Here is a 23,859-nt window from a genome sequence, read left to right on the forward strand (position 1 = left end):
CAGCTCGTTCTCTCGAACTATTCGCATTTCCTAGGAAAAGAACATTTCGATCGGTCGCCTCTCAGGGACATATTTCTTGGGCCCCTTTCTATCGTTCCATTCCTTGGACACGTATAAGGCGCAATAACAACTCCCGTATTCTTCTACATCCTCTTCTCTGTAAGCGCACGGGCATATAATGTCCTTGTCCTTTTCACGATTTCCCGAAGAGAGCCTGCATGGACACGACATATATCCATACCTGCTTTTGTTTTTCAGCAACGATTCCAACAGGTCCGTCACCTTCGCTTTGTCCAGATTAAAGTAGTAACCTTTGGGTTCCTGGATTTTCTTCAGCATCTCGTAAAGGTTTTCAATTTCAGATTTCTCCGGCAATTCCCGTTCTCCTCTCTACTTAGGAAAATGGTTGATTCAAGATTCTGAATTGCTAGCTCGCTCGCCACAAGAGTCATTCAGACACATTAAAGACCTAAGATCCGAAACGCTTTCCAGAACATGGTCGGGAGAAAACGAATATTTCGGCAGGTCCTCTAAAGACGTAGCGCCGGTTAATACCAGAGCGGAGCGCATGCCCGAATTCTTTGCAAATCGAATATCCGTGTCCATTCGGTCTCCAACCACAAGACAATCGGATTCATCTAACCCCAGTTTCTCCAGCGCTATTTCGGCCATGCCAGGATAAGGTTTACCAAAAATCCTGTCCGGCGCTTTTTCCACTGCAGTAGCAATTGCCGCCACGACACTGCCCGCCCCAGGGCTGAAGCCATCAGACTCAGGATAGGTCGGATCAAGATTTGTCGCCCAGAACAGAGCCCCTCTTTGGATAGCCCTATAAGCCAGTTTCATTTTCTCATAAGTAAACTGGGTGTCAAGCGCCACGACGACTATATCGGCAGCCGAAGGATCTCCCGAGATGACCGCTCCTGACGCGACCAAGCCTTGCTTCAGTCGCTCGTGACCTACCACCATGATTTTGGCGCCCAAGAAATTCCTTTGGACCTCTCTTAAAAGAGCGGACGCTGAATTTATAACCTGATCTTCAGAAACGGGGAGGCCCAGTTTGGAAATTTTCAGGGCCAAGTCTGCCGCCAAGGCGGTGGCGCCATTTGACAGGAACAGCCATCTAATTCCAAGATCAGATAAGTCTCTGTAAACCCTATCGGCCCCAGGTATCAAAACGTTTCCCAAGTTTATCGTGCCGTCAAGATCGACCAGCAATGCCCGATACTTCATTGGCCCCACGTTGAGTCGGCGCCCTGAGCCGACAATGTGTCTTGACGCTCTCTGGATTCAACAAGCTTCAGGTTTTGTCTTGCGTCCTCGAAAGAGGGGTCAATTGTAAGAACCTTTTCAAAGTCGGATTTAGCCGCAGGATAGTTCCCCAATTTCAGATAAAAAAATCCACGGTTATTAAGCACAAGCGGGTCCTTAGAATCCAACGCGCATGACTTCTCCAGATCTGAAATGGCAAGTTCATGGTCTCCCAAGAAAAATCTAGTGACCCCGCGCATGCTTAAAGCTCTTCCAGAATCCGGCCTGAGTCGACAGACCAAATCAAGATCCTGGAGGGCGCCGTGAAAATCTTCTTTCTTCAATTGAACCAGTGAGCGATCATAAAGGATCCTTGGGTCGTTACCCAATGTTTCTACGGCTCTTGAAAAATCGCTTTTCGCTGCGTCGTACATTTTCCGTAGATACTGGGTTTCTCCTCTCAAAGCAAAGATTTCGCCATCAGCGGGGTCTACCTCAGCGGCCGATGTCAGATCATTGACGGCTCTCACAGGCTCGTTTAACGCAACAAACACTTTGGCCCTTTCTTTGTAGGCCTCCACTAGCTTGGGATCAAGTTCGAGAGCAGAGTTAAGGCCGGCCAAAGCCTTATCGAATTCTGATCTTCTACTATTGATGACTCCATGGAGCAGTTTGCCCTCAGCGTTATTCGGCCATCCAATCTCGACCTGATCTAAAATCGCCTCAGCTTTCTTAAAATCTCTCGAAAGAATGTAAGAGCGAGCAGTCAAGACCAGCGACTCGACGTCATCGGATCTGCCTTGATAGCGCGATAGGATTTCCAGCGCTTTTTGCGGCTTGCCTAATTTTATATAGATCAGGACTCTTTCCCTTCTAATCCAGTGATCATTGGGTCTGAGGGTGTCGGCTTTGGCATAATCAGCCAACGAGGCCGGGAACTCACTCAGTTTACAATGGACCCCAGCCCTGGCGATCAGAGCATCCGAATTATCAGGGTATAGTTTAACGAGCGTGTCAAAATCATCCAAGGCTTTTCGCGGTTTACCCTCTTTCAAATATACGTTGGCTCTCTCTTTTATTGCTGGGGCATATTCGGGATCATAACGTAGGGCTCTGGTGTACTCATCTTCCGCTTTTAACAGAGACCCTTCCTTTTCATAAATTATCCCTTTGAGAGTGTAAGCTCGCGCCGTCCCGGGTCTTGTGAGCAGGAAATTCTCCAACGCCAGGGAAGCCTGATCTAATTGATCTACCATTATCAGACATTCGGCTTTCTCAAGCATAATTCCAGGCATGCGCTTGAATTGACTAATTGCCGCGTCCAGGTCCTCTAAGGCCCTGAAGTAATCTTTCAATTCCTTGAGAGCCAGCGCCCTTTGAAAATATAGAGACGCCATTGTTTTTCCGGTTAAACCCTCTGTTTGAAGCGCCTCATCAAGCAGCTCCATTTTTTTTGATGGGTCTTTAGTTTCTATCACGGTTTTTAATATTCCCGTCGATGAATCGGCGGCAAAGGATCTTGCGACAAGTAGGCCGTTAAGAGAGGCCCACAAAAAAATCAGCGCCAACATGCAGCGCACGCTTTGACGCTCAAAAGAGCTTTGAAAAAATGTCTTGAGACAGTTCGTAATGAAGAGGGAGGTTATCATGTTGTTCTTGTGGTCATGGCAAGGATTGTCATCGAAGCAGCCTAATTATAAGTCCAGAATGACATGTTAGGGTAATTTGAGCTTAATCTCCTTAACTAACGCATCGAGAATCTGGTCAAACTGACGGCGCATCACTATCATATTTTCCCTCATTTGAAGGATGACTTCAACTCCCGGAAGATTCACTTCAAGATCGTGAGTCAGATTACAAATTATCCTGATCCGCTCAACTTGGTCCACTGGATAAACCTTGTCTTCTGGGCGATCCAGAATAGAACATCTTATCAGATCCTCACTTTCCAGTTCATCCAGGAAACTCTCTTGAAGGTCAAATATTTCCAACACCTGTTCGCGACGATAATAGTTGTCCATGATTTGGTTTCTAACTCCCTACATGATGGCCAGTCCTTGAAGTAGCCTGAGAGGCCCCTTTGGTCTTGGAGTCGCTTGGCTAGAGCCTGATTCCTACAGCCTTATGGATTGGCGAATGTCGCCCTTGTAAAAACGATCCAGGGTTTTTGAGGCGCTTAGCGCTTCTTCATCGTCAGTTTCAGGGACTTGCACACGAATGGTTACGTAAAGATCTCCGGGAACCTTGGTTTTTAAATTAGGAGCCCCTTTTCCCTTGAGCCGAAAACGCTGCCCGGAGCGTGTCCCCTTAGGAATCTTGAGTTGAACCACTCCGGTTGGAGTGTATACCGGAATTTCAGCGCCATTCATCGCTTCGCCTACAGTGACCGGAATTTCTACTCTTAGCGAATCGCCATCCCTCTTATAAAACGGATGAGACGCTACACGTGTTATTATGTATAGATCTCCTGCGGGCCCTCCGTTTCTGCCGGGAGCCCCTTTGCCGACTAGTCGTATCTTTGATCCATCCTTTACCCCTGGAGGGATAGTCACATCAATTGTCTCCACAGAGGGTTTGACTCCAGCTCCTCCACAGTCCGGGCAAATCTCTCCTGCCCGACCGGAACCTCCGCAATCCGGGCAAGGTCTGCTAAAATTCAGCGGCCCCTGGGCCACATTTACCTGTCCAGTCCCGTTACAGGTTTTACAAACACCATCGCCGGCGGCGCTGATCCTACCGCTTCCCGAACATTTCGGGCATGCTTTTGAGGTTTGAAGGCTAACCCTGGTTGAACCACCGTTTATTGCTGTATTGAAATTAAGTTCAAGCTCGGACTCAATGTCCTGCCCTCGTGTAGGGCCTTTCGGCGCCTGGGAAGCCCCTCCAAACAAGTCGGAGAAAACATCTTCAAAACCTGAATATTTAAAACCACTAGGATCAAACGAAGCGCCCTGACCAAATCCTGAAAAGCCTCGCCTGCCATGACTGCGGGCGGACTGTTCATTCCATTGCTTATATTGTCTGGCCTGCTCAGGATCGAAACCACTCCTCAAGCCATCTTCTCCGAATTCGTCATAGATCTTCCTCTTTTCCGGGTCAGACAATGCGTCATAAGCTTCGGATATGGATTTGAATGTTTCCTCAGCTTGTTTGTCGCCTGGATTAACGTCTGGATGATATTTTCGCGCCAGCTTTCGGTAAGCTTTCTTTATCTCTGACGCCGCAGCGTCCTTTTTTACGCCTAATATCGAGTAATAGTCTTTACCCGCCATTTTGATTTTTCCTGTTGGTTAAGAATAACTTCAAAATAATTAATTACAGACGTTATTTTGTCAAGCGGAGACAGGTAATTCGGCTTGCCAAAAATGGATTCAAGTCCTAGTATCGTCAGTAAACGGGTCTAAATCAAGTTAAAGAAATTATGATCATAGATTGCCATACCCATTTATTACCTAAGCTTGCTAAAGAAGACAGGGGCGAGCTTATCAAGAAGGATAAGGCCTTTGCCTCATTATACTCTTCATCTAAAGCCAAGATAGCTTCAACAAATGATATCCTGCGCTATTTGGATGATTCAGGAATAGACAAGGCTGTCGTTTTCGGGTTCCCATGGGAAGACTACGACATCGCCAAACGGAATAACGACGAGATTTGGGATTTCCACGAACGCTATCCTGACAGAGTAATCCCGTTCGCCACCTTTTCCCTGATTCACAGCGATTCGACTTTCAGGGAGAGTGAACGAACTTTAGCAGGCGGTTTTGCAGGGATTGGCGAACTTGCTATGTATAATTGGGGGTGGAGCCTCTCCGATTTCGAGGCGCTGAAACCTTGTCTGGTCATGGCCGCCTATCGGCAAGTTCCCGTGATGATACATGTAAATGAACCGGTTGGGCACAACTACCCTGGAAAGATTTCAGTCGATATTCGGGCTCTGTTCAAAACTATCAAGGCATCTCCTGATGTGGATCTTATTTTAGCCCATTTCGGCGCCGGTTTTTTTGTTTATTCTATGATGCCGGAAATAGCTCCCACGATGAAACGCGTTTATGTTGATTCGGCTGCTGCCCCATTTATCTATGACTACAGAATATTCCCGGCTGCGGTTCATGCTCTTGGGGAAGATAATGTCCTGTTGGGAACCGATTTTCCACTTTTGGGCCTTGGAAGATACCGGAAGCAAATGGACGAAGCGGGCGTCGAAGAAAATCTAAGAGCGAAAATAATGGGAGAAAACTTTATGAAAATATTGAACCGGCGATTGATTCGATAACAGGGGAACGATTCTCAATACGCTCGAATTTCCGCTTGAGAACATTACACTCTTAAAGATTATAGTGAACTAGTCTCGTCCTGCCAGGTTACTCTCACTCGGGCTCCCACTCCCATGCCTAAACTGTCAGCGGCCGATGCCTTATTTATGGCAATTTCGAGCAGCCCGAAGCTGTTGATCAGCGCGACAGGCTCATAGTCTGGAACTTCATTGAAGGTTCGACTAAGTGCCCCTATTTTCAGAGATCCCAAAATTATCTCGCTCACGGGCCTTTCCAACATTTCAGTGTGGATGTTCACCGATAGATTCCCGAATCGGTCGATGTGAATGACCTTCCCTTCAATGCCCCGTTCCATTTTCATAACTGGAGGCAGATCAAAACGTTCAGGATCTGAAATCACGCCTCCAATTTCATTAAATCTTACTCCTTGGGAAAGATGGGCAGCTAATGGAGCAAAAATGTCTCTTCCATGAAAGGTGGGATGAGGACAAACAGCTACGAAATCCGGGTTTTCGATCTCACGAATTTCACATGAAGCGTCGTTTGAATATATAAAGGAAAACACCCCATTGTCAGGTCCGACAAAAAACTCCTCCTGACTTTTTACGGCAATTGCGCGCCTTGCCGATCCAACTCCGGGGTCTACTACAACCACGTGAATGGAGCTGGAAGGAAAACTGCGATAAAATCCGTTAAGTACGAGGGCCGCCTCGAATGGCGCAAACGGTTCTATGTCGTGAGTGGTGTCAACAATCAGGACATCACCGTTAATTCCAAGAATGACACCTTTCATTTGAGCCACAAATCCGTCTCGAGTCCCGAAATCCGTGGTTAGTGTTATGATATTCTTCATGTCGCGCCTCGGATACAGATTTTCGTGATCCTTTGAACAACGTCTTAACAGAATTCTGCTCAAAAATACCGAGCAATTTATTGACACTGGTTGAACCAACTGATTTACTTATTGTCCGCCAAGGCTGCGGTATCTCGAGTGACGAGAAGGCTCAAGATAGTTGGGCAACGGTCCCGATAACCAGATGAATAGACAGAATGTTTTTTCCAGAGTTATCGACTCCCTTTCCTGTGTATTATTTCCTGAGGTCTGCTATTTTTGCGGTTCCTTGAATGATACAAAAGGATCTGTAATTTGTTCCAAATGTAGAAGTTCTATCAGATCAATTCTAATGCCTTTCTGCGAGATCTGTGGACTTCCTCTTTCGAAGTTTGACCATTGTTCCGATGAGTTATTTTGTGGTTCTTGCATATCAAGGGCGCCGGCTTATGACAGAGCCCGATATGGTGTTTATTATGAGAATGATATCCGTTCGGCCATTACCAAATTCAAATTTCATGCTTCTCTTTTCAATGTTCGACCAATTGCCGAGTGCCTCATAGAGGCTTTTAACAGACATTACGCTGATGAAAGTATTGATGTGATTCTCCCTATTCCTGTTCATAGAAAACGCCTGATAGAAAGAGGATTCAACCAGGTAATAACGCTCTCCCAAAAACTTTCCAATGCGACAGGAATACCAATTGAAAGGACAAGCCTGATCAAGAGGAAGCATACTAAACCCCAGGTGGGTTTGCCGCGTTCTAAAAGAATATTGAATCTCAAGAATGCCTTTATGGTTTCCAAGCCCGAGAAAATCTCCGGTAAACGCGTTTTGATAATCGATGATGTCTCAACTACCGGGGCTACGGTCTCCGAAGCCGCAAAGGCTGTGAGAAAAGCCGGAGCGGCTTACATAGCCGTTCTGGTACTCGCTCTGAGAACCAGGTCAGAAGTGAATGGGGCTCAATCATCAGGTATCGATGCTCTTAAACTTGAAAGAGGTTTGTAGATATCTGACATTCAATTTCCATCAACAATAATTTTTTCAGGCTTTTCAGCCTGCGCCAGGAGACATTACACATGGCTCTAAAAACCCCCGAAGAGTTCGAAGCCCGTGTTCAGGGCCGACATCCCAAAGTATTTATGAACGGTAAAAAAGTTGAGAATATTCTCGAGAACCCAAACACAAGAACCGTGGTGGAATCGAATAAGGCGATCTACAGATGGGCTTTGGATCCAGAGAGCGCCGGCATAATGACGTGTTATTCACCGCTGACACATGCCACTATTAACCGCTACACCCATGTAAGCTCGAGCGTAGAGGATTTGACGGCCAAAGCCCAGGCGGGAACTTTTACAGCCGAAAACCTCGGCACGTGCATTTACAGATGCGCAGGATATGACGCGTTCCACGCTTTGGCCTCTACCACCTGGGAAATGGATCGCGATCTAGGATCCCAGTATTATTCCAGGTTCATTGACTACCTAAAGATGGTTCAGACGGAAGACCTGGCAGTGGCCGGGGCGTTGACCGAACCTCGCGGCCATAGAATGAAAAGGGCCATTGATTGGCCTGACCCCTACCTGGCCCTCAAAGTTGTTGATAAAAATTCGGACGGTATTGTTGTAAGAGGCGCAAAAATCAACATTAGCGGAGCTTACGCGTGTGATGAATTAGTAGTGCTGCCCCAGGGAGCCAGAGATAAAAATGAGGTTGATTATGCTGTGGCTTTCGCTGTGCCAACCGACGCTGAAGGCATCACTTATGTTTGTCAGTATTCGCCCTACTCTGCTGAGAGAGAGTTGGCCGACGATATTCATGAACTTGGCAATCCGGTGTTTGGCCAGAGAGAAACTGCCATGGTGGTCTTCGACAACGTTTTTGTACCATGGGACCGTGTATTCCACTGTGGGGAAACAGAATATTCAGCGAAGATAGTTACCCGGTTTGCTCGTACCCATCGTATGACTTGCGGAGGCACATGTAAAGTAGGGTTCATGAATCAAATCATCGGCGCATGCAGGCTTATCCAGGAGTATAAGGGCCTTGTAGAAGTTCCTCACATAAATGAAGAATTGACAGAAATGGTGGTGCTGCGTGAAACCGGACGGGCCTGTGGTTTAGCTGCCGCACGACTGGGGGCTGAAGATCCGGTGGGGTCTGGTGTGTTTCTCCCGGATGAACTAATGGGCAACGTCTCAAAATTGAACATCTGTAACGCCTTTTGGCGTGTAATGGCGCTAGCTGGTGACATAGGCGGTGGATTGATTGTTACCATGCCATCCCTGAAAGAACTCAACAATCCTGCAACAAAGCAATACGTCGAGGAGTTTTTTAGCTTTGGGTCGGATCAGCCAACGGAAGACATTCTCAAGGCTCACAAATTGCTCCAGCACTGGACTGCCGGACAACACGGAGTTGGCACGTGGCACGGGGCTGGACCTGTGATGGCTCAGAAAATCATGATCCAAAGGATTGCGAATTTTGATCACGAAAAGACACTGGTCAAGAAACTCCTTAATTTGAAGGGCGATTAATACAGCGCCATTACGTTAAGAAATTTAAATGATGACAGCAATTTAAAAGAGTTAACTCAGAGTAAGTCTGTCTTTTTGATCCAAATCAAGATGAAAAACAGCTTTGTGCGATATGTTCACAGGGACGCCTCCAGTTTGTTTCAATTGTGGTCTCATTGATTCAACACCTTCTGTGCAGCATCCGATAAACGATATTAGCTCAAACAGTTTTTTTCACCGTTCCACACTCCCAACCCTCGCTGCGATAGGTTCGCTCTGGTCCTTGACTGTGACACCTGCGGTTAATATGTTCAGGGACAGGATAAAGCACAGTTTTTCAGCAACCTGAAGACGGTTTTGCCCTCGTCGGGTATTCGGGGAGTAATCCATTGAACCCCGCTGTCATCAAGACGCCCGAAATAGCAGGACCGCCGCATCATCACGGAGGATGGGGACAAACATGAGTAAAGGTATAAATAGTGGCGCACTGTTCACACCATTTGATTTACGTGGGCTCAAATTAAAAAACAGGGTAGTGATGTCGCCTCTGACCCGGTCACGGGCTGGCGAGCAGCGACTGCCCAATGCGTTGATGGCAGAGTACTATGCTCAAAGAAGCTCCGCTGGGCTGATCATTAGCGAGGCCACGGTTGTGTCGAAACAGGGTATTGGCTGGCTAAACAGTCCGGGAATCTATTCGGACGAGCAGGCCGAAGCCTGGAAGCAAGTGGTGGATGTGGTTCACAGCAAGGGAACACCTATGTTTCTCCAGCTTTGGCATTGCGGACGGGCTTCCCACAAAGCTTTTCACGAGAACGGGGAACTTCCGGTAGCGCCCTCGGCCATCAAGATTAATGATGACTATAGTCACACGCCTAATGGCAAGCAGCCGTATGAAACACCTAGAGCGCTGGAAACGGATGAGATACCGGCCATTGTGGAGGACTATCGACGAGCAGCCGAGCGCGCGAAGGCAGCGGGGTTTGACGGGGTGGAATTGCACTCGGCCAATGGATACCTCATTGATCAGTTCTTGCAATCCAAGACCAATCATCGAACAGACCGCTATGGCGGCAGCATTGAAAACCGCTACCGATTTTTGGATGAAATCTTGAACGCGACTCTGACTGTCTGGCCATCCAATCGAGTCGGAGTGCATCTGGCGCCGAACGGCAGTTTCAATGACATGGGCTCACCGGATTATCGTGAGACTTTTCTGTATGTTGCGAGACAACTTGCCCGGTATAACCTCGGATACCTTCATGTGGTAGACGGCCTGGCGTTTGGGTTCCATAAATTGGGTGAGCCCATGAAGCTGGCGGAATTCCGGGACGTATACAAGGGACCGATCATGGGGAACTGCGGTTACACGCAAGAAACAGCGGAAGCTGCGATTCACAACGGACATGCGGATCTGATCGCCTTTGGACGACCTTTTCTCAGCAATCCCGACCTTGTGGAACGTTTCGTGAATGGCTGGCCGTTGAATCCGCCGGCAGATATGAAGGTCTGGTATTCGTTTGACGCTGTTGGGTATACGGATTTCCCCAAGTACAAGAATTCCCGATAGAGCTTATCCAATATTACCTGTTCATTTTGTTCCTTCTCAAAAGCAGTCGGATCGAGAGATAGGGGAAAAGGAAAAACAGAATATTGCAGATCTTGATAAAAGCTATTCCGCAGTAGCTCATCAAATCATAGTCATGCCTACTCACTTCGAACCATTTTGAGGTCATCTTGTAACCCCAGTCTCCCCCGACCAAATAGGAAAAGAACCAGAAAAGCGTAAAGGCGAAAGTCATGAGGAAACAGGCGCCAAAGAAAGCTGACAGACTTTCCAGCGGATCATCACGTTCAGCTATAGGCATGACTGACCTCCTCCCAGTTTCGTATAATGAAGCGTAGCGTTTATCAAAACAGAAATCTATCCTTCGAGCCGTTTGCAAAAGTATTTCTTGGGTGTTTAAGCGCTACGGGAGTAAAAGACATCCTTATCCCTGTTTCAGCCAATTAAAGTTGTATCCTGGAGAATAGATAACTCCCAATAGCGAGCAAAATTACAGTAAGAATTCCGAGTATCAGAAGATCCATTCCAATTCCGAATCGTGACACTTCGCCCAATGCCCCTCTCAAGCCATCTACTCCGTAAGTCAGCGGATCGAGACGAATGGCTATTTGTAAAGGTCTTGGCAAGCCATCGACAGGAAAAAGAGCGCCGGAGAAAAAAAAGAGCGGCATCACGATAAAATTCATAATTAGCGGAAAAGCCTGCATGTCCTCAAGGACAGATCCAATGGCTGTGCCCAGCGCTGTGACCATTATGGCGCAGAGGAACATAAAAAGCAGCGCAATCGGGAAAAGCGCAAGGTTCTCAATATGGAATCCCGCTGCCAGACAAATTGCTGTGACGATCAAACCCTGAATAATGGCTACGGTTGCGCCGCCCAGAGTTCGCCCCAGCACAATCTGAAACCGGGATACAGGCGCTACCAGCGTCTCCTTAAGAAAGCCGAACTGCCGGTCCCATATGATTTCAATTCCTGAAAATACTCCTGTGAATAGTATTCCCATCAAAATGATTCCTGGGGCTAGAAACTGAATGTAATTACCGCCACCGGCCTTTTGAAAGGTTGGTCCAAAGCCAAACCCAATAGCCAGCAAGAAAAGAAGCGGCTGTCCGAGCGACCCAATTATTCTGGCTCGTGCGCGAAAATAACGCTTCAATTGCCTCAAACAAAGGATGTAGACTACATTCATCTTCGTCCCCAAACTTTTCGAAACGTCCTCATCCGATCAGACGCAGAAGCCGCCTCAGGGCGAATCGCATAACCTGTCAATAATATGAAAGCGTCCTCAAGTGATTCGGAATGAGTCAGCTCTTTTAAGGTGTCAGGCGCTCCATACGCGATTATTTTGCCTTGATCTATTATTGCTATTTCATCCGCGACACGATCAGCTTCATCCATATAGTGAGTTGTAAAAAATACAGTGACGTTTTTCTCTTTGTTCAAGGTTCGGATATAATTCCAGATAAGGTTTCTAGTTTGAGGATCGAGACCGAGAGTAGGTTCATCGAGAAAAATTACCTTCGGTTCATGTAACAGAGCGCGAGCGATTTCTAGCCTGCGCTTCATTCCTCCCGAAAAATTCTTTACAAAATCCTTCCTGCGATCCCAAAGCTGGACGAGCCTGAGAAGTTTTTCCGTCCTATCCTTTCTATCCTCTGCGGAAACCCCGTAAAGCACACCATGCAACTGCAGATTTTCCAAAGCTGTCATGTCGCCATCCAAAGTCGGGTCTTGGAATACTATACCAATAGAACTCCGGACTTGACGTTGATCCCGTACAGGGTCGTGTCCATCCACGAGAATGGACCCACTGGTAGGTTTCAAAATAGTGGTGAGCATGTTGATTATCGTTGTCTTCCCAGCTCCATTTGGACCGAGAAAGCCAAATATCTCGCCGGCCGAAACCTTGAATGAAACCTGGTCTACAGCGCAGAAGGTCCCAAACTTCTTGACAAGGTCGTGTACTTCGATCATTTCAGTCATATGTTTTGATACGCTTTTTGCCCGTTTGGGCCGCACCCGATTTCTTGGACATTACTTAAGCCTCAAGCTGATTGTCTTGTCAATTGATGATGTCGTATTCCGCAGGGCTCATGAATCCCAGCCTTTCCAGTCGCCAATAATTGTTGGAGGTTTCGATAAACCCTGCCTCGGCCTCCCTGACCTGATTGATGTCGGTGTGTGTTGGGTAGTCACGTGCGGATCTGTGTGGAGGTTTTGAAAATAGTTTGCGGTGACAGGATTTTATAATGGTTCAGTTCCAGTCGGGTGATGGGAAGACCTTTTCTCCACAGGGAATGTCTGGAACAGTCGAAATAAAAAACCCTCCGGTGTGGGAGAGTCTCATGAAATGGTCTAGCAGGCTGAGAAGCGAGTTTTATGCTTCTACTATTAGCCAAATGATTCAATTACAAAGGCGTGCTGAAATCTAAAGTGAGTAGCCCCCCAATTGTCCATGCGTTTGCGTTGCGGGACAATAGTTGTTAACGGGCTTGCAAAACACCAAATATCGGTGCTGTGTCTGCTCTTTCCGCGCCTTAATGATAGTATGGAATGCTTTTATTGATCCTCGCACAGCAAACCAGATCGCCCTACACACAGGCGTGTCGTATCTACAGTGCATAATGTCGTTTCGAGCTATAACAGGTGCGGTCCAGAAGCTGTGGATGGCTCCAAAGAGAGCAAACGACGACGCTGTTATTTGAGTAAAACGGAAGAGGCGGAATTCCTTGCGACGTTTCTTGATCAGGCCGGCGCAGGTCAGATCTGCGTAGCGGGTCGAATAAAGATGCATTGGAAGATTATTTGGGCCATGAGGTTCATCATTCTACGGTTTACAGGATGCTTGACAGGAACGGTTGGCGGAAGGTAACGCCTCGTTCGGTTCATCCACAATCCAAGGAGCAGATCCAGGAGGATTTTAAAAAAAACTTCTCCAAATTAGTAGTTGAGGTCTTGGACGAAAGAGATCCGACCGACACAAGGCCATCTGTGATAATGACTCAAGACGAGAGAAGATTTGGTAGGACAAGCGATCTTCGGGCCTGCTGGGCCCCAAAGGCTGCAGACAAATTGTAAGGACATTCATTTACGTCTATGCGGCAGAGTGCATGGCGCTCGGGAAAATAACATCCCTGATGCTTCCCTATGCAAATACAGAGATGATGAATTTATTCCTGGAAGAAGTATTAGGGGACTTCAAAGACTATTTCTTCATCATGCTGGTAGATGGCGCGGGTTGGCATAGATCGGGCAATCTCAAAATCCCTGAGAATATAAGGCTGATATATCAACCTTCACACAGCCCTGAGATAAATCCGGTAGAGCATGTTTGGGACGAATTGAGAGAAAAGCATCTTCCAAACAAGGCCTTTCGATCTCTTGACGCAGTAGAGCGGGCCCTTTGCGAAGGGTTGCTCCAGCTACAACAAGACCCGGAAAGACTTCGCTCAATGACCGACTTTGAATACCTGAAAGTGATAAATTAAGTGGCGAATTGGTATTACATGGGCATGAGCGCATTTTGACACATATATATTTCTCCGCTGTTGAGCGTACCTTCTAATTGTGGTGCGCTCTTTTTTCCAATTCGACAATTTTTGTCTATTCTTATAAGGGGTAAACTGAATTTTGGGGAATCGTAAGTATGCTAGGCCTTGATTGAAAATGAACGTTAAAATTGACCCCACGAACAGCCATATCGAAGCGAATATAATGTTCGACGAAGTAAAAACATATTCCCTGAGCCAGGTGACCGCCGAGTCCACACGCACCCCTTGTGACATTCGTTGTATGTAATTGAGCACAAAAATATGGTCGGTTAAGTGTCATCCAAGTTCCGACAACGGGAACCAATGTAATTCATTCAAATTTCCTGGGCCTTTCCAAGTTGCAGTGGCGATGAGCTAGTCTAGCATTGTCAGGAACAGTTTGTCCTCCTTGCCAATATTGTTGCACGTGGTCAAGTACTGCATCATCTATCAAATTAATTGCTTGGCCGCAAATGCTGCAAGTTGAGTCCTGATCAAAAAGTTGCGCTTTCAGCGCCCTACTAAACAGTCGGGTAGAGTCATTTGGTGGTGTGGAGTCCATTATGGACTTTAAGCGATTTGCCCAAGTATTGAACGCATACTGAATTCGTCGATAATCACCAGTGGATGTTGAAACGGCATCAACCCAAGTTTCGTCGGAGCTAATAAGGTCAACATAAGCTTCGTATATCGAATCACTAGCCCGTGTAAGTGCCCCGCGGTCATAGTGTGCAAAGGATGTGGCGACAGCTGAAAATATACTGGCGTTTATGACACTAACCCAGTCGCCTGCTTTTCTGTTATCTGGGCGAGTTCTAAGGCGAAATCCCTTATTTCCGAACACAGTGAGACATACCTGCATACATTTTTTAAAAACTTGTCGGTATTCCTTGATGTCTGCGTCGTCAGCATGCTGGTATTTTTTTAAAAATTGGTTAATAAATTGTTTGAGCCCCTTTTTTGCATGGTTGTGAGTGTATTGATAAAAGGCCAAAAATCTCATAACTAAAGCTCTATCTTGCATCCGTTTCTCAAGTCCCTTTTGGCCGGCACAAGCACGAAAATCAGGATCCAAAGCGAGTTCTTTTATCAAGTCGTTGAGGCTACCAGGAAAAATACAATTACGAATTTCTGTTTCATTCAGCGCCACGCCCCCCGTATTTAGACGTTTGAAAATAACAAACATCAACTCTTTGGGAACCGATTGGTCTAATTCAAAAGTGCGTAGTGTGGAGTTTTCAAGTTTGTCTTGAGTCTCAACGTCTAAATCTTTAAACTTTTTGTTATTGAGGCCTTTTAGAAGTTCAAGTTTCGATAGTTCAAATTCATTGGCAAAAAACCTAAAAACTGTTTTTAGGCGCTGAAGTCCATCTATGACCTCGTGTTTCCCCTCATCATTAGTAGCCAAGTAAATCACTGGCACAGGCAGATCGATCAAGAATGATTCAATTAGGAGTGAGGCTCGTTTATGATCCCAAACATATCCCCTTTGCCATTCGGGACTTATTATAAGCCGCCCCTTTTCATAACGTCGGTTTAACTCGAACAGGCTCCTATCGAATTTTTCCAACGCCACAGTTTGCGTTTTTGACTCAATTACCAAATCGCCTTCATCATCACCTTCAAGGTGCACTAAATCATCCTGTGCTTCATCAAAAGTGTCATCCATAGATTACGCCCTCATTTTTAACGGTGTTTAAAATTACTCAAAAATATCATCGCGAGAGAGTCAAACGGAACTTAAAAGGGTAGCATATCACCATTTCTAATATGCTGAATCCAACAAATCAACTTTTTAATGGAAAACGGATAATCTGTTCATCCCGGCCAGCACTTTGTTCCCAAACCAAGTTGGCCATTTTTCGTTTACGCTTCGCTCACTGCACACACGCACACTGTGATTATGCCGCTCGGCCCCGGCGCGGCTACATCCAGTGATATTATGTCGATCCAGTTGTGATTGATCCAATGAACAAGAGTATTAGTCGATCCAATCGAACGCGTCCAACCTGAATACAAAAGTATTGCAGTTGTAACCTTCCCCCTCTCGGTCAAATTCTAAATTGATTTAAATGTCAACGCGACTTTTGATTTTAAATTACGAATAAAGGTTAAAGTAAATTCGAGGCCCAATTTGCACAAGAGATGCACAACTAATTTTGGGCCTCTACTTCTAATGATATTAACTAGTTAGTGGAGCGGGAAACGGGATTTGAACCCTGTGCATGGCTTATAACATGTTAATATCATTGGTGTTATTTTTTACCATTTACCGTTTGCACACGGTTTGCACACAACCAAAACCCTTCCTAAGATATAAAAGATACTGTATCAAAATCATATAGTATATATATTACTGTCTTTACTGTCTTACTGTCTTTATAAGCTGATTTCAATATGTTATCCTAGACAGTAGAATCTACCCTACTGTCTTACTGTCTTTATTTCTTGGCCTGATTAAAATCAACGAAACGTTACATCGGGGAAAAAGAACACTTTTCGCTCAAACCTCAAAAACGCTCGTACGCTCTTCTTTCTTCCAATCCGATATTGTGTTTCGGCTGTTTTTGCTATCAAACAAGCGCCAGCACTGGTTTTAAAATGTTACCAACCCTTCCCTTGGTTAACAAAACAAGCGCGACATGCGCGATATTATTATCTTGACAAAGAAACTAATGGCTCTATAATCGCGATAGAGCCAGACAATGTTGTCGCGTGAGGTTATAGCGATGAAAAAAGCCGCAATATATGCCAGGGTTTCCACCGATGAGCAAAAGAAACACGGCATTAGTCTTGACGCCCAGGTGGCCCGGTGTGAGCAGTATGCCAAAGATAACGGTTATGAGGTTGTTCATACCGGAATCGAGAGCATCTCTGGGAAAGACACTGAACATCGGCCAATCCTTCAAAACATCTTGGAAATGGCAAACAAGAGACGCATCAATCATTTGTTGGTGGTTAAACTGGATCGCCTCAGCCGTGACACAGAGGATTCCCTTAGAATAGGAAAGATGCTGGCAAAGAAACATGTTGGTCTACATCTGGTAACCGAAGGCGGAGAGGTTGATCTGAGTGATCCGAATCAAGAGGCCATGTTCACCATGCGAGCCATGATGGGTCGGTTTGAGAGAAGGCGAATCAGTCTCAACACAAAGTTCGCCCTGGCCCGTAAGCGTGACCTGGGACAGAGGATCAGCCGCCACGCTCCTTATGGTTACCGATTTAAGGGCGACAAACTTGTTATAAACAGCCATGAACAGGGCGTTATTAAGCGCATCCAAGAGCTGAACGCAGATGGTTATTCGCTGCGATCAATCGAGCAAACACTATATCAAGAGGGGTTATTAAACCGATGCAACAAAAGGATAGCGGCAACTCAAATTTGGAGAGTGTTAAGGGCCGCATGAGAAAATCTATTAAGAGTATGAGCTTCCAGGAGCAGCTTGTTTCTTTGTCGAAAGATCCAAGATTCAAGGATCTCGTGACGGACATTCGGAAAGACTCAACGGATCGACAAGAGGCATTGCAAAAGCAAATTGACTCGATGGCTTCGGGTGAGTAGGCCGGACCCCCTAAAGCCGAATTAGCCCCTCCAGGGGGTCTGGCAACGGGGCAGAATCTTCGACAACCTTGTAATTTCGGCCTGTAAAATTCGGCCGTTTGGAGGCTATATGACCGAAAAATTTGTGACACATGAGGAGCTGGACAGATTCCGGCAGGAGGTTAACGCCTGCATGGCCGAAATGTTGAAGCTGGTCACCGAAAAAACGGCCACGGATTATGGGATAGATGAGCCGGAAATCGCGCCTCGCAAGGTTAAATCGAAGGCATTACAGGGAGCGAAGTTTGATTTGCGGGTCCGAGTGGACAAAAACCTGGCCGATATGCTGTTTGAACACGCGAAGCGGGACTACGGCGGGAACATAAGCCGGACCCTCGACGTGGTTTTGTGGAGATTCTATGGTCGGCCTCAGTTGTCGTGGGAAGGAAAACAGAATGAGGAATAAATTTGATCCTAAGGTTGAAGAGCGCCTCAAATCGCTTCAAATACGTTTAGGTTCGGGTGTCTTTAGGACAGCGGCCCAGGAGCGCATGGATGAGACCGTGGAACAGCTTCAGGGTGTATTAGATTCGTTGATTCGCCGGATTGATCCTGACCGGATCGAATGCGAGAATGTATCTGACGTCCATAAATTATCGATCGCCGTTTCTGGGCTGTCTCGGGCCTCCACAGAGGCATCGAAGTTGAAATTGGAATCTCAAAATCAATATCACCGGGCCATGCGGGAGTGGATTGAGCAGATGCGAGACGATCTTCGTGATGAACACCCCGAATTGGTCCTGAGGCTGCAAGAGATCGCCGCTGGAGCCGCTGAGAAGGTATCAAAGAAAAAACGGGTCGGAAGGCCCACAAAAAAAGGAGAGTCAAAATGAGCAACAGTGAAAACAGACCATTTTCGGTAAACATCAGCATAACGACAGACAAGGACGACTACAAAAAAAATACCTATAAGCTTCAATTCCCGAGCCGGGATCACCAGTTAATCCTAGACCTGCCTTTCAGTGAGGATGAATTTGAAGATGGCATGAAAGCCGCCCACGATATTACCTATTGTCTGTCTCACAACAAGGAACCAAACCCTGAGATGTCGCCTCTAACCCGCGCTTGCTTTGAGTCGGCTAATGTTATTGCCGAGGAAATTGAGCGGCGCTGTATACGAGATGGGGCCGCACGGGCGAAAAAACCAAGCGACAATGCTTGATCTGGCTTAAATAAGGCTGTTTGGTTTGTTTGGATCAGGAGGAGAAGATGCAGTTTTCAGAGTTCATAGAGATGCGAGAGGATTTTTGGAACGATCCCGCCAATATTGAGATATTCGAGCGGTACAAGGAATTGTATGCGCTAACCGACTTTTTCATCATGTTCCACGCTACGCCGCACATGCAGGAGCATTATGGCGGGAAGCTGGAATCATTGGGCCGATCCGTGGGCCTGGATTGGGTATTCGATCACGCCAAGACGCCACCGCAGTTCGTTCAATATCTGGATCTGCTTATAGACGGCGAGGGAGTGTTTTTGACGATGATCCCAGAAGGCGCTTTCAGCTTTCATCCTGACATTGCCAATGGTTCGTGGGGACTGGTTCATAACACCTGGGAGGAGGTTTTGGACGTTATCATAAACGATTATAAATCGTCCACCATGGAAGGCGGGCTACCATCGCTGCACTACAAACGCTTGATAAAGCTGTTACGGGCTATGGCCGAGAACGACACGGTTTGACTCACCCCGTTTTTTGGGTATTATAAGTTTTACTTATACTTGTGGAGGGTGAGATTTGAGTAATATTCAGGGCTATGTGGTGGAAATACAGCACGCCGAAAACTATTCAAAGTTGTCTGCGAAGACATTTTCGGATGTTCGGAAGATTCTCAAAAATCCGAGTTACCAGGGCGACGGACGATTGAGCGTTGTCCGGGCCCGGGACCAATTCGAGATATTCAGCGGGTCCGTCCAAAAGGCCCGAGTTCAGTTCGGGTTATAAGGAGGCCATGATTAGCACACTAGATTGCTTCTATTATGTTGTTGTCTTCCTGATCGTTATCAATATCGCATACGCTATCTGGAAGGATTACATGCACCGGGAATGTCCGTTTTGCAAGGCGAAGATTCCCAAGGCGGCTAGTGTTTGCTCTCATTGTTCACGGGATGTTCCAGTGATAGAAACCGGCTGGCTAGGACGTCCCTAGCGCCGACACAGCGAAGATAATGGATTCAACGTGGTTTACATCGCTTCGGGATAAAATCTCTCAAATCGCGCGAGAGGAGATATCTTATTTCGGCTGTGCTTTCTTTCTCTTTGGCTTCTCCTCAATTTTAAACGTCGGGACTTCTAAAAGAGGGAGCAACAAAGGTTTGAATCCGCACCTAGAGGAAAGACCAAACGCGTGCTCTCTAAGATACGGAAATAAAATCAAAGGAGCCCCCTTCTTTGCCCAATCAGGAACGTGCTCAGGAGAAAATCGAGATTCATCAACTTCGAAGATCCCTATCAGCTCGATCCTCATGGTATAAGGAACCTCTGATTTGTCTTTCTCGACTCCCAATTTAAGACCTATTGAGACCATGATCCTTTTTGTTTTGCTATCATATGGTGAGCTAGAGGTTCTTATGTCGCAACTATCTGGATCTGCCGTGACATTGACGTCTGGCGGTATATTGGATTGTATAAAGAGTTCTCTTACCCCAAATTTGATTAGTTGAATGGGGTGAGACTTAAATTTTGCACTGTTTTGTGAGGTCTTGGATTTCATTTTTATCCACATTTAAGCGGCAAGTTTATACTGAATTTGGCCATCTTCGGTGATAAGTTTCCTGACATCAGAGCAAACCACAACTGAAGGAATCTCGTCAACACGGCCATAGAATTTTGCGTCGTCGAAAGTAATAAGCCGTGTAGAAATAGGGACATTCTCCGTCGAGTCAGCCGCTGAGACCAAAAGCCACGCTGAGGATTCATCTAATGATTCATCCTCGATATCGAGGTAATCAAAAACTGGGTCTTCAATACTATTATAGAATTCAAATTTAGTTCTGTCTAGGAAGCGTTGAAACTCATCTTCGTTCATGTTGTTGATATAGTCTCTTACGTTTTTTTCCCATTCAGGGTCCAGATTACTCATATCGTTACTCCTGCTATATTATCCCGCTTTCAGCTAGGGAGATTCTCAATATATTTTCGGCATTCCTCACACAGATCACCAAACGAACCTTTTCATAGATTCCCGAACCCTCCTCCACAACTTGCGGATCAGGAGGTACATAAATGCATCGTACTGTATCTGCCCCAAATTCCTCGGCGTACGAATTGATTACCCAACGGAGTTTGATTTTTTTGTCTTTAAATCGTTCCACTAAGACACTTCTCCAAAATTTTATTTTGTCACGATTTTCCTGGGCAATAAGATCCAAACATCTACCAAGTTGGACTGTCGCCTGTAAGACCCCATATCTACCAGACCCCTTAGATTTTTTTTTTGCCCACCATACGGCTAGGTCTATAGCGGTTTCATAAAAATAAACACCAGTTCCTAAATGCGTATCAAGGTCATCGCTGGGCACGAACTTGTTGTTAGAAATGATTTTCTGAGCATTGTGGAATACGGTCCCATGATAGGCATCCGGGATTACCTTGTCGATATGCTCTATTCTGTTTTTAACCATTTGCCCAACGTCAAGCGGTGATTGCCGTTTTAGATGCTTCTGCCATGATTGGCATCCCTATCTTCCGTAAGGGATACATCGTGCCAAACGAAATTGCAACCCAAAACGCAAGTGAATATAAACAAATAACCATAAAACCGCGTCCTGTTCCTGAGAACTCGGCTTACGGCGAAACCTAAATGTCTAGTTGTTTATCAACTGTACCCGCAGTATAGAGGCATGTCTACAAGCATGTCAATCTATTGATTTAGGGAAGTGTTCCAGCACACTCAAGCATCTGGCAATGTTTCCCCACACCCGATTGCCTCTAGTCCTAGAAACTATAACTTACATCTTTGTCAAATTTCGCTTGACAGATTATTTCGTGATTGCGCTAGTTTAGGCTTGACAAACTATTTTTTCGAGGTAAGTAGGTATACCAGAATACAGGAGGTTCGCGAATGAGCCGGTCGAAAACGATAACGAAATTTGGAATACCCCAGGTTAACGCCAAGGAGAGGGTTTTGATACCATTTCATACGGATCGCTCATTGCGGGATCGAATCAGACAGGCGGCCCTTGAGAGCGGATTGACGCAGCGGGAAATCATTGAAACTGGCTGTAAGAAACAACTGCAAGAACTCGAAGAACAGATCAAGTCAGGCAAACAGCCTGATTATATATAGGAATATGAACATGAGCATGAAAAGCGAAATGTCGATGTTTGGCGTGCCTCACAAACGAGGATACGGAAGTCTATTGACCAATTCCAAGGACTATAAGGTTCGCTATGCAGGAAAGATCAGTAACGCCGAACTTAAAACCCGGGTCAAGACGGACTTAATAACCCCCTACCACAATGTCGTTCAGCCCGACAATGGCATTGGGTCCATGACCATGTTTGAAGAATTCATCCAAACGAGACCAGACGGCGGCCAGATTTTCCTTTCTCAAAAGGGCGAGCCGTTGACCTGGGCGGATCTGCTTGAAGCGGCGGGTATTGATCCCATTCGAGAGTCGTTTAATAGCCTTGCGGCGCTTTCTGATGATTTCAGGTATCTGTTCGGGCCGCTGGTTTCGGATATTTTTACAAAGGGTTTCAGCCAGACGCCAGCCGGATCGCCTCCTCTTTGGCAACAGTTGTGTTTCCAAGTAGGAGTTCCGAGCCAGTTTCCCGCTATCCGCAAAGCATGGTTCACATTCCAAGGTCAACCGATAGCGACTGCCGAGGGTGAAAACTTTCCCGAATCTCGAATAAGCCAAGGGACTGAGGAGATCCGATTCAGCAAATTCGGGACTTTAGTCAGGTTGACCGAAGAATATATCAAGGCTAACCCATTGGCGATCACCGAAAGCTGGCTTACTGAAATGGGCCGTGTTTATCAGGCGCTTGAAGATGGTCGTGCGGTTGACTGCCTCGCTGCTGGCGATCTTTCGACCGGAGCGAACGCTGCGCCAGTTATCGGTGTTTCGGACCCGACAGTTGGTATTGATTATGTGGATCTGGTTCGCTGTTGGATTAAAGGGCAAGCGATCGGAGAGCGTTACTTCACTATCGTGGCTGGCGAAGAAATGAGCAACAAATTGGCGGCTATTGATGAGTTTAAGGAACGTCAGGTCGGAACTTCCCAGGTTGCGTTAGTGAATCGACCGGAGCCGAGTCAAGTCGAACGCTACGTCAGCCCACACGTTCCAGACAACCAGCTTATAGTGGTTGACACGAGCCATGCGTTGAGACAGAGGAATTTTATTCCAATTACGGTTGATCGGACGTTCAGACCCGAATCCTGGGAAAGAGGCATTGTTATTGGATACCAGAGCGGGTATGAGCGAGTCGCAGACAAGGCCGTTGTCATTATAGACGAAACGAAAGCATACGCTGATTATCAGTTTCCAAGCTGGTTTGTCGTTGGCGGATATAGGCAATAATGGCTTCTGACGTAAAAACGCTACTGGAAATTACGAAACAGCTTCGAGCCTTCAAGCACAAAGCAGCCGTTAGCATGAACGCCGCATGGCGTACGACCAGAAATTGCCAGGTTTCGTTGAAAGGCATAGAAGCGACAGGTCAATCAAGCCCGCAGGAAATGGAGATTTTGGAAAAGGCGATTCTGGCCCAGGTTTGTCAGTTTCTAAACGTCAATTACCGCCTATCCCGGCGGCTTAAAGCGTTAACCAGAGATCCTATGTTTCTGAAACTGGCGGCAAAGCATGGACTCGGAAAAGTTGATCGAGGGAATCTCCGCTGGTTTGATACGCCGCTTGATTTGATCGACGCCGCTGACAATTTTGTCACCGATAACCAAAAGGAACATGAGAATGAATAAAACCGATGAATTTATAGAGTGCTGCCGTGAACTACAAGTTCAGGTTGAATCACTCAGAAATATAATCGCCTCCCGATCGCAAGAACTGCAAAAATTAAACGCTCAAGCCATAAGCGACGACAAACTTGTAATAGAGGGCGCCCAGGCGCTCTCTAACTTGATTGGAAAATCTGAAAAGCAAAATCTAGCGAAATTCTCGCAACACCAAATGAGTGTAATGAAACGTTTTTTAGAATTGGCGTCTCGGCCATCGTTTTCGTCCCTACGGGCTGTTCCGCCCCTTTCCGGCCAGGAACAATCGGCCGCGGGATAGCGGCTTGAAAGACCGAAAGCCGAAACGTAAATGTATCATT

Annotated in this window: 31 protein-coding genes; 18 read left to right on the forward strand and 13 right to left on the reverse strand. The window is 46.4% G+C overall.

Annotated features, from left to right (window positions below):
* Window positions 1–30 precede the first annotated feature (30 nt).
* The 5 genes from WC647_03855 to dnaJ form a co-directional block, all read right to left on the reverse strand.
* The gene (locus WC647_03855) at window positions 31–375 is read right to left on the reverse strand and encodes a ferredoxin-thioredoxin reductase catalytic domain-containing protein (GenBank protein MFA6221426.1); all 345 of its coding nucleotides are present in this window, start codon (window positions 373–375) and stop codon (window positions 31–33) included.
* A gap of 36 nt (window positions 376–411) precedes the next feature.
* Window positions 412–1,233 carry an HAD-IIA family hydrolase gene (locus WC647_03860; GenBank protein ID MFA6221427.1) on the reverse strand — a complete coding sequence of 274 codons (822 nt, stop codon included), beginning with the start codon at window positions 1,231–1,233 and terminating at the stop codon, window positions 412–414.
* Window positions 1,230–2,900: a tetratricopeptide repeat protein gene (locus WC647_03865; protein ID MFA6221428.1), complete on the reverse strand. Its 1,671-nt coding sequence runs from the start codon at window positions 2,898–2,900 to the stop codon at window positions 1,230–1,232. The genes WC647_03860 and WC647_03865 overlap by 4 nt, the downstream gene beginning before the upstream one ends.
* A gap of 66 nt (window positions 2,901–2,966) precedes the next feature.
* Window positions 2,967–3,272: a chaperone modulator CbpM gene (locus WC647_03870; GenBank protein ID MFA6221429.1), complete on the reverse strand. Its 306-nt coding sequence runs from the start codon at window positions 3,270–3,272 to the stop codon at window positions 2,967–2,969.
* Between the two features lie 93 nt (window positions 3,273–3,365).
* Window positions 3,366–4,523: a molecular chaperone DnaJ gene (gene dnaJ, locus WC647_03875; protein MFA6221430.1), complete on the reverse strand. Its 1,158-nt coding sequence runs from the start codon at window positions 4,521–4,523 to the stop codon at window positions 3,366–3,368.
* A gap of 149 nt (window positions 4,524–4,672) precedes the next feature.
* On the opposite strand from dnaJ, the gene WC647_03880 reads away from it, so the two are divergent.
* Window positions 4,673–5,524, forward strand: coding sequence for an amidohydrolase family protein (locus tag WC647_03880; protein ID MFA6221431.1), 852 nt, complete (start codon window positions 4,673–4,675; stop codon window positions 5,522–5,524).
* A gap of 59 nt (window positions 5,525–5,583) precedes the next feature.
* On the opposite strand, the gene WC647_03885 is transcribed toward WC647_03880, so the two are convergent.
* Window positions 5,584–6,378, reverse strand: a complete 795-nt coding sequence (locus WC647_03885; GenBank protein ID MFA6221432.1) for an SAM-dependent chlorinase/fluorinase — start codon at window positions 6,376–6,378, stop codon at window positions 5,584–5,586.
* Between the two features lie 184 nt (window positions 6,379–6,562).
* On the opposite strand from WC647_03885, the gene WC647_03890 reads away from it, so the two are divergent.
* The 3 genes from WC647_03890 (at window position 6,563) to WC647_03900 (ending at window position 10,447) form a co-directional block, all read left to right on the forward strand.
* The gene (locus WC647_03890) at window positions 6,563–7,369 is read left to right on the forward strand and encodes a ComF family protein (protein MFA6221433.1); all 807 of its coding nucleotides are present in this window, start codon (window positions 6,563–6,565) and stop codon (window positions 7,367–7,369) included.
* Between the two features lie 71 nt (window positions 7,370–7,440).
* Entirely contained in the window at window positions 7,441–8,898 is a 1,458-nt protein-coding gene (locus WC647_03895; protein ID MFA6221434.1) for a 4-hydroxyphenylacetate 3-hydroxylase N-terminal domain-containing protein, read from the forward strand.
* 439 nt (window positions 8,899–9,337) lie between these two features.
* Entirely contained in the window at window positions 9,338–10,447 is a 1,110-nt protein-coding gene (locus WC647_03900; GenBank protein MFA6221435.1) for an alkene reductase, read from the forward strand.
* Window positions 10,448–10,460: 13 nt separating this feature from the next.
* Here WC647_03900 and WC647_03905 read toward each other — a convergent pair whose 3' ends face one another.
* The 3 genes from WC647_03905 to WC647_03915 form a co-directional block, all read right to left on the reverse strand.
* Window positions 10,461–10,745, reverse strand: coding sequence for a DUF6868 family protein (locus WC647_03905; protein ID MFA6221436.1), 285 nt, complete (start codon window positions 10,743–10,745; stop codon window positions 10,461–10,463).
* A 142-nt stretch (window positions 10,746–10,887) separates the two neighbouring features.
* A complete protein-coding gene (locus tag WC647_03910; protein MFA6221437.1) occupies window positions 10,888–11,634 on the reverse strand; it encodes an ABC transporter permease in 747 nt (248 codons plus the stop codon).
* Window positions 11,631–12,428 (reverse strand): ATP-binding cassette domain-containing protein, encoded by a 798-nt coding sequence (locus WC647_03915; GenBank protein MFA6221438.1) that lies wholly within the window; start codon window positions 12,426–12,428, stop codon window positions 11,631–11,633. The genes WC647_03910 and WC647_03915 overlap by 4 nt, the downstream gene beginning before the upstream one ends.
* 634 nt (window positions 12,429–13,062) lie before the next feature.
* Between WC647_03915 and WC647_03920 the strand changes: the two genes are divergently transcribed.
* Together WC647_03920 and WC647_03925 are read left to right on the forward strand one after the other, a co-directional pair.
* On the forward strand, window positions 13,063–13,317 hold the full coding sequence (locus WC647_03920; protein ID MFA6221439.1) for a hypothetical protein: 255 nt from the start codon (window positions 13,063–13,065) through the stop codon (window positions 13,315–13,317).
* A 214-nt stretch (window positions 13,318–13,531) separates the two neighbouring features.
* On the forward strand, window positions 13,532–13,933 hold the full coding sequence (locus WC647_03925; protein MFA6221440.1) for a transposase: 402 nt from the start codon (window positions 13,532–13,534) through the stop codon (window positions 13,931–13,933).
* Window positions 13,934–14,306: 373 nt separating this feature from the next.
* Here WC647_03925 and WC647_03930 read toward each other — a convergent pair whose 3' ends face one another.
* The gene (locus tag WC647_03930; GenBank protein MFA6221441.1) at window positions 14,307–15,644 is read right to left on the reverse strand and encodes a DUF262 domain-containing protein; all 1,338 of its coding nucleotides are present in this window, start codon (window positions 15,642–15,644) and stop codon (window positions 14,307–14,309) included.
* Between the two features lie 1,036 nt (window positions 15,645–16,680).
* Here WC647_03930 and WC647_03935 point away from each other — a divergent pair.
* The 8 genes from WC647_03935 to WC647_03970 all read left to right on the forward strand — a co-directional run bounded on the left by WC647_03935 (window position 16,681) and on the right by WC647_03970 (window position 19,726).
* Entirely contained in the window at window positions 16,681–17,382 is a 702-nt protein-coding gene (locus tag WC647_03935; protein ID MFA6221442.1) for a recombinase family protein, read from the forward strand.
* Entirely contained in the window at window positions 17,379–17,537 is a 159-nt protein-coding gene (locus WC647_03940; GenBank protein ID MFA6221443.1) for a hypothetical protein, read from the forward strand. The genes WC647_03935 and WC647_03940 overlap by 4 nt, the downstream gene beginning before the upstream one ends.
* A 109-nt stretch (window positions 17,538–17,646) precedes the next feature.
* On the forward strand, window positions 17,647–17,982 hold the full coding sequence (locus WC647_03945) for a hypothetical protein (protein MFA6221444.1): 336 nt from the start codon (window positions 17,647–17,649) through the stop codon (window positions 17,980–17,982).
* A complete protein-coding gene (locus WC647_03950; GenBank protein ID MFA6221445.1) occupies window positions 17,972–18,409 on the forward strand; it encodes a hypothetical protein in 438 nt (145 codons plus the stop codon). Before WC647_03945 ends, WC647_03950 begins: the two co-directional genes overlap by 11 nt.
* Window positions 18,406–18,738: a hypothetical protein gene (locus tag WC647_03955; protein MFA6221446.1), complete on the forward strand. Its 333-nt coding sequence runs from the start codon at window positions 18,406–18,408 to the stop codon at window positions 18,736–18,738. The genes WC647_03950 and WC647_03955 overlap by 4 nt, the downstream gene beginning before the upstream one ends.
* Before the next feature lie 47 nt (window positions 18,739–18,785).
* On the forward strand, window positions 18,786–19,259 hold the full coding sequence (locus tag WC647_03960; GenBank protein MFA6221447.1) for a hypothetical protein: 474 nt from the start codon (window positions 18,786–18,788) through the stop codon (window positions 19,257–19,259).
* A 55-nt stretch (window positions 19,260–19,314) separates the two neighbouring features.
* Window positions 19,315–19,521 carry a hypothetical protein gene (locus WC647_03965; GenBank protein ID MFA6221448.1) on the forward strand — a complete coding sequence of 69 codons (207 nt, stop codon included), beginning with the start codon at window positions 19,315–19,317 and terminating at the stop codon, window positions 19,519–19,521.
* 7 nt (window positions 19,522–19,528) lie between these two features.
* The gene (locus WC647_03970) at window positions 19,529–19,726 is read left to right on the forward strand and encodes a hypothetical protein (GenBank protein MFA6221449.1); all 198 of its coding nucleotides are present in this window, start codon (window positions 19,529–19,531) and stop codon (window positions 19,724–19,726) included.
* Window positions 19,727–19,810: 84 nt separating this feature from the next.
* Here the strand turns inward: WC647_03970 and WC647_03975 are convergent, their stop codons facing one another.
* The 3 genes from WC647_03975 to WC647_03985 are packed head-to-tail and all read right to left on the reverse strand — an operon-like array spanning window position 19,811 to window position 21,200.
* The gene (locus WC647_03975) at window positions 19,811–20,290 is read right to left on the reverse strand and encodes a protein-export chaperone SecB (GenBank protein ID MFA6221450.1); all 480 of its coding nucleotides are present in this window, start codon (window positions 20,288–20,290) and stop codon (window positions 19,811–19,813) included.
* Between the two features lie 12 nt (window positions 20,291–20,302).
* Window positions 20,303–20,659, reverse strand: coding sequence for a hypothetical protein (locus WC647_03980; protein MFA6221451.1), 357 nt, complete (start codon window positions 20,657–20,659; stop codon window positions 20,303–20,305).
* 13 nt (window positions 20,660–20,672) lie between these two features.
* On the reverse strand, window positions 20,673–21,200 hold the full coding sequence (locus tag WC647_03985; GenBank protein ID MFA6221452.1) for a hypothetical protein: 528 nt from the start codon (window positions 21,198–21,200) through the stop codon (window positions 20,673–20,675).
* A gap of 440 nt (window positions 21,201–21,640) precedes the next feature.
* Between WC647_03985 and WC647_03990 the strand changes: the two genes are divergently transcribed.
* The 4 genes from WC647_03990 to WC647_04005 are packed head-to-tail and all read left to right on the forward strand — an operon-like array spanning window position 21,641 to window position 23,819.
* Complete coding sequence (locus tag WC647_03990; protein MFA6221453.1) at window positions 21,641–21,865, forward strand: hypothetical protein; 225 nt, start codon at window positions 21,641–21,643, stop codon at window positions 21,863–21,865.
* Window positions 21,866–21,875: 10 nt separating this feature from the next.
* The gene (locus WC647_03995) at window positions 21,876–23,108 is read left to right on the forward strand and encodes a hypothetical protein (GenBank protein MFA6221454.1); all 1,233 of its coding nucleotides are present in this window, start codon (window positions 21,876–21,878) and stop codon (window positions 23,106–23,108) included.
* Window positions 23,108–23,506 (forward strand): hypothetical protein, encoded by a 399-nt coding sequence (locus tag WC647_04000; GenBank protein MFA6221455.1) that lies wholly within the window; start codon window positions 23,108–23,110, stop codon window positions 23,504–23,506. The genes WC647_03995 and WC647_04000 overlap by 1 nt, the downstream gene beginning before the upstream one ends.
* Window positions 23,499–23,819, forward strand: coding sequence for a hypothetical protein (locus tag WC647_04005; GenBank protein ID MFA6221456.1), 321 nt, complete (start codon window positions 23,499–23,501; stop codon window positions 23,817–23,819). Before WC647_04000 ends, WC647_04005 begins: the two co-directional genes overlap by 8 nt.
* Window positions 23,820–23,859 lie beyond the last annotated feature (40 nt).

The organism is Desulfomonilaceae bacterium (genome assembly GCA_041662605.1).
GTDB lineage: Bacteria > Desulfobacterota > Desulfomonilia > Desulfomonilales > Desulfomonilaceae > CAJBEZ01.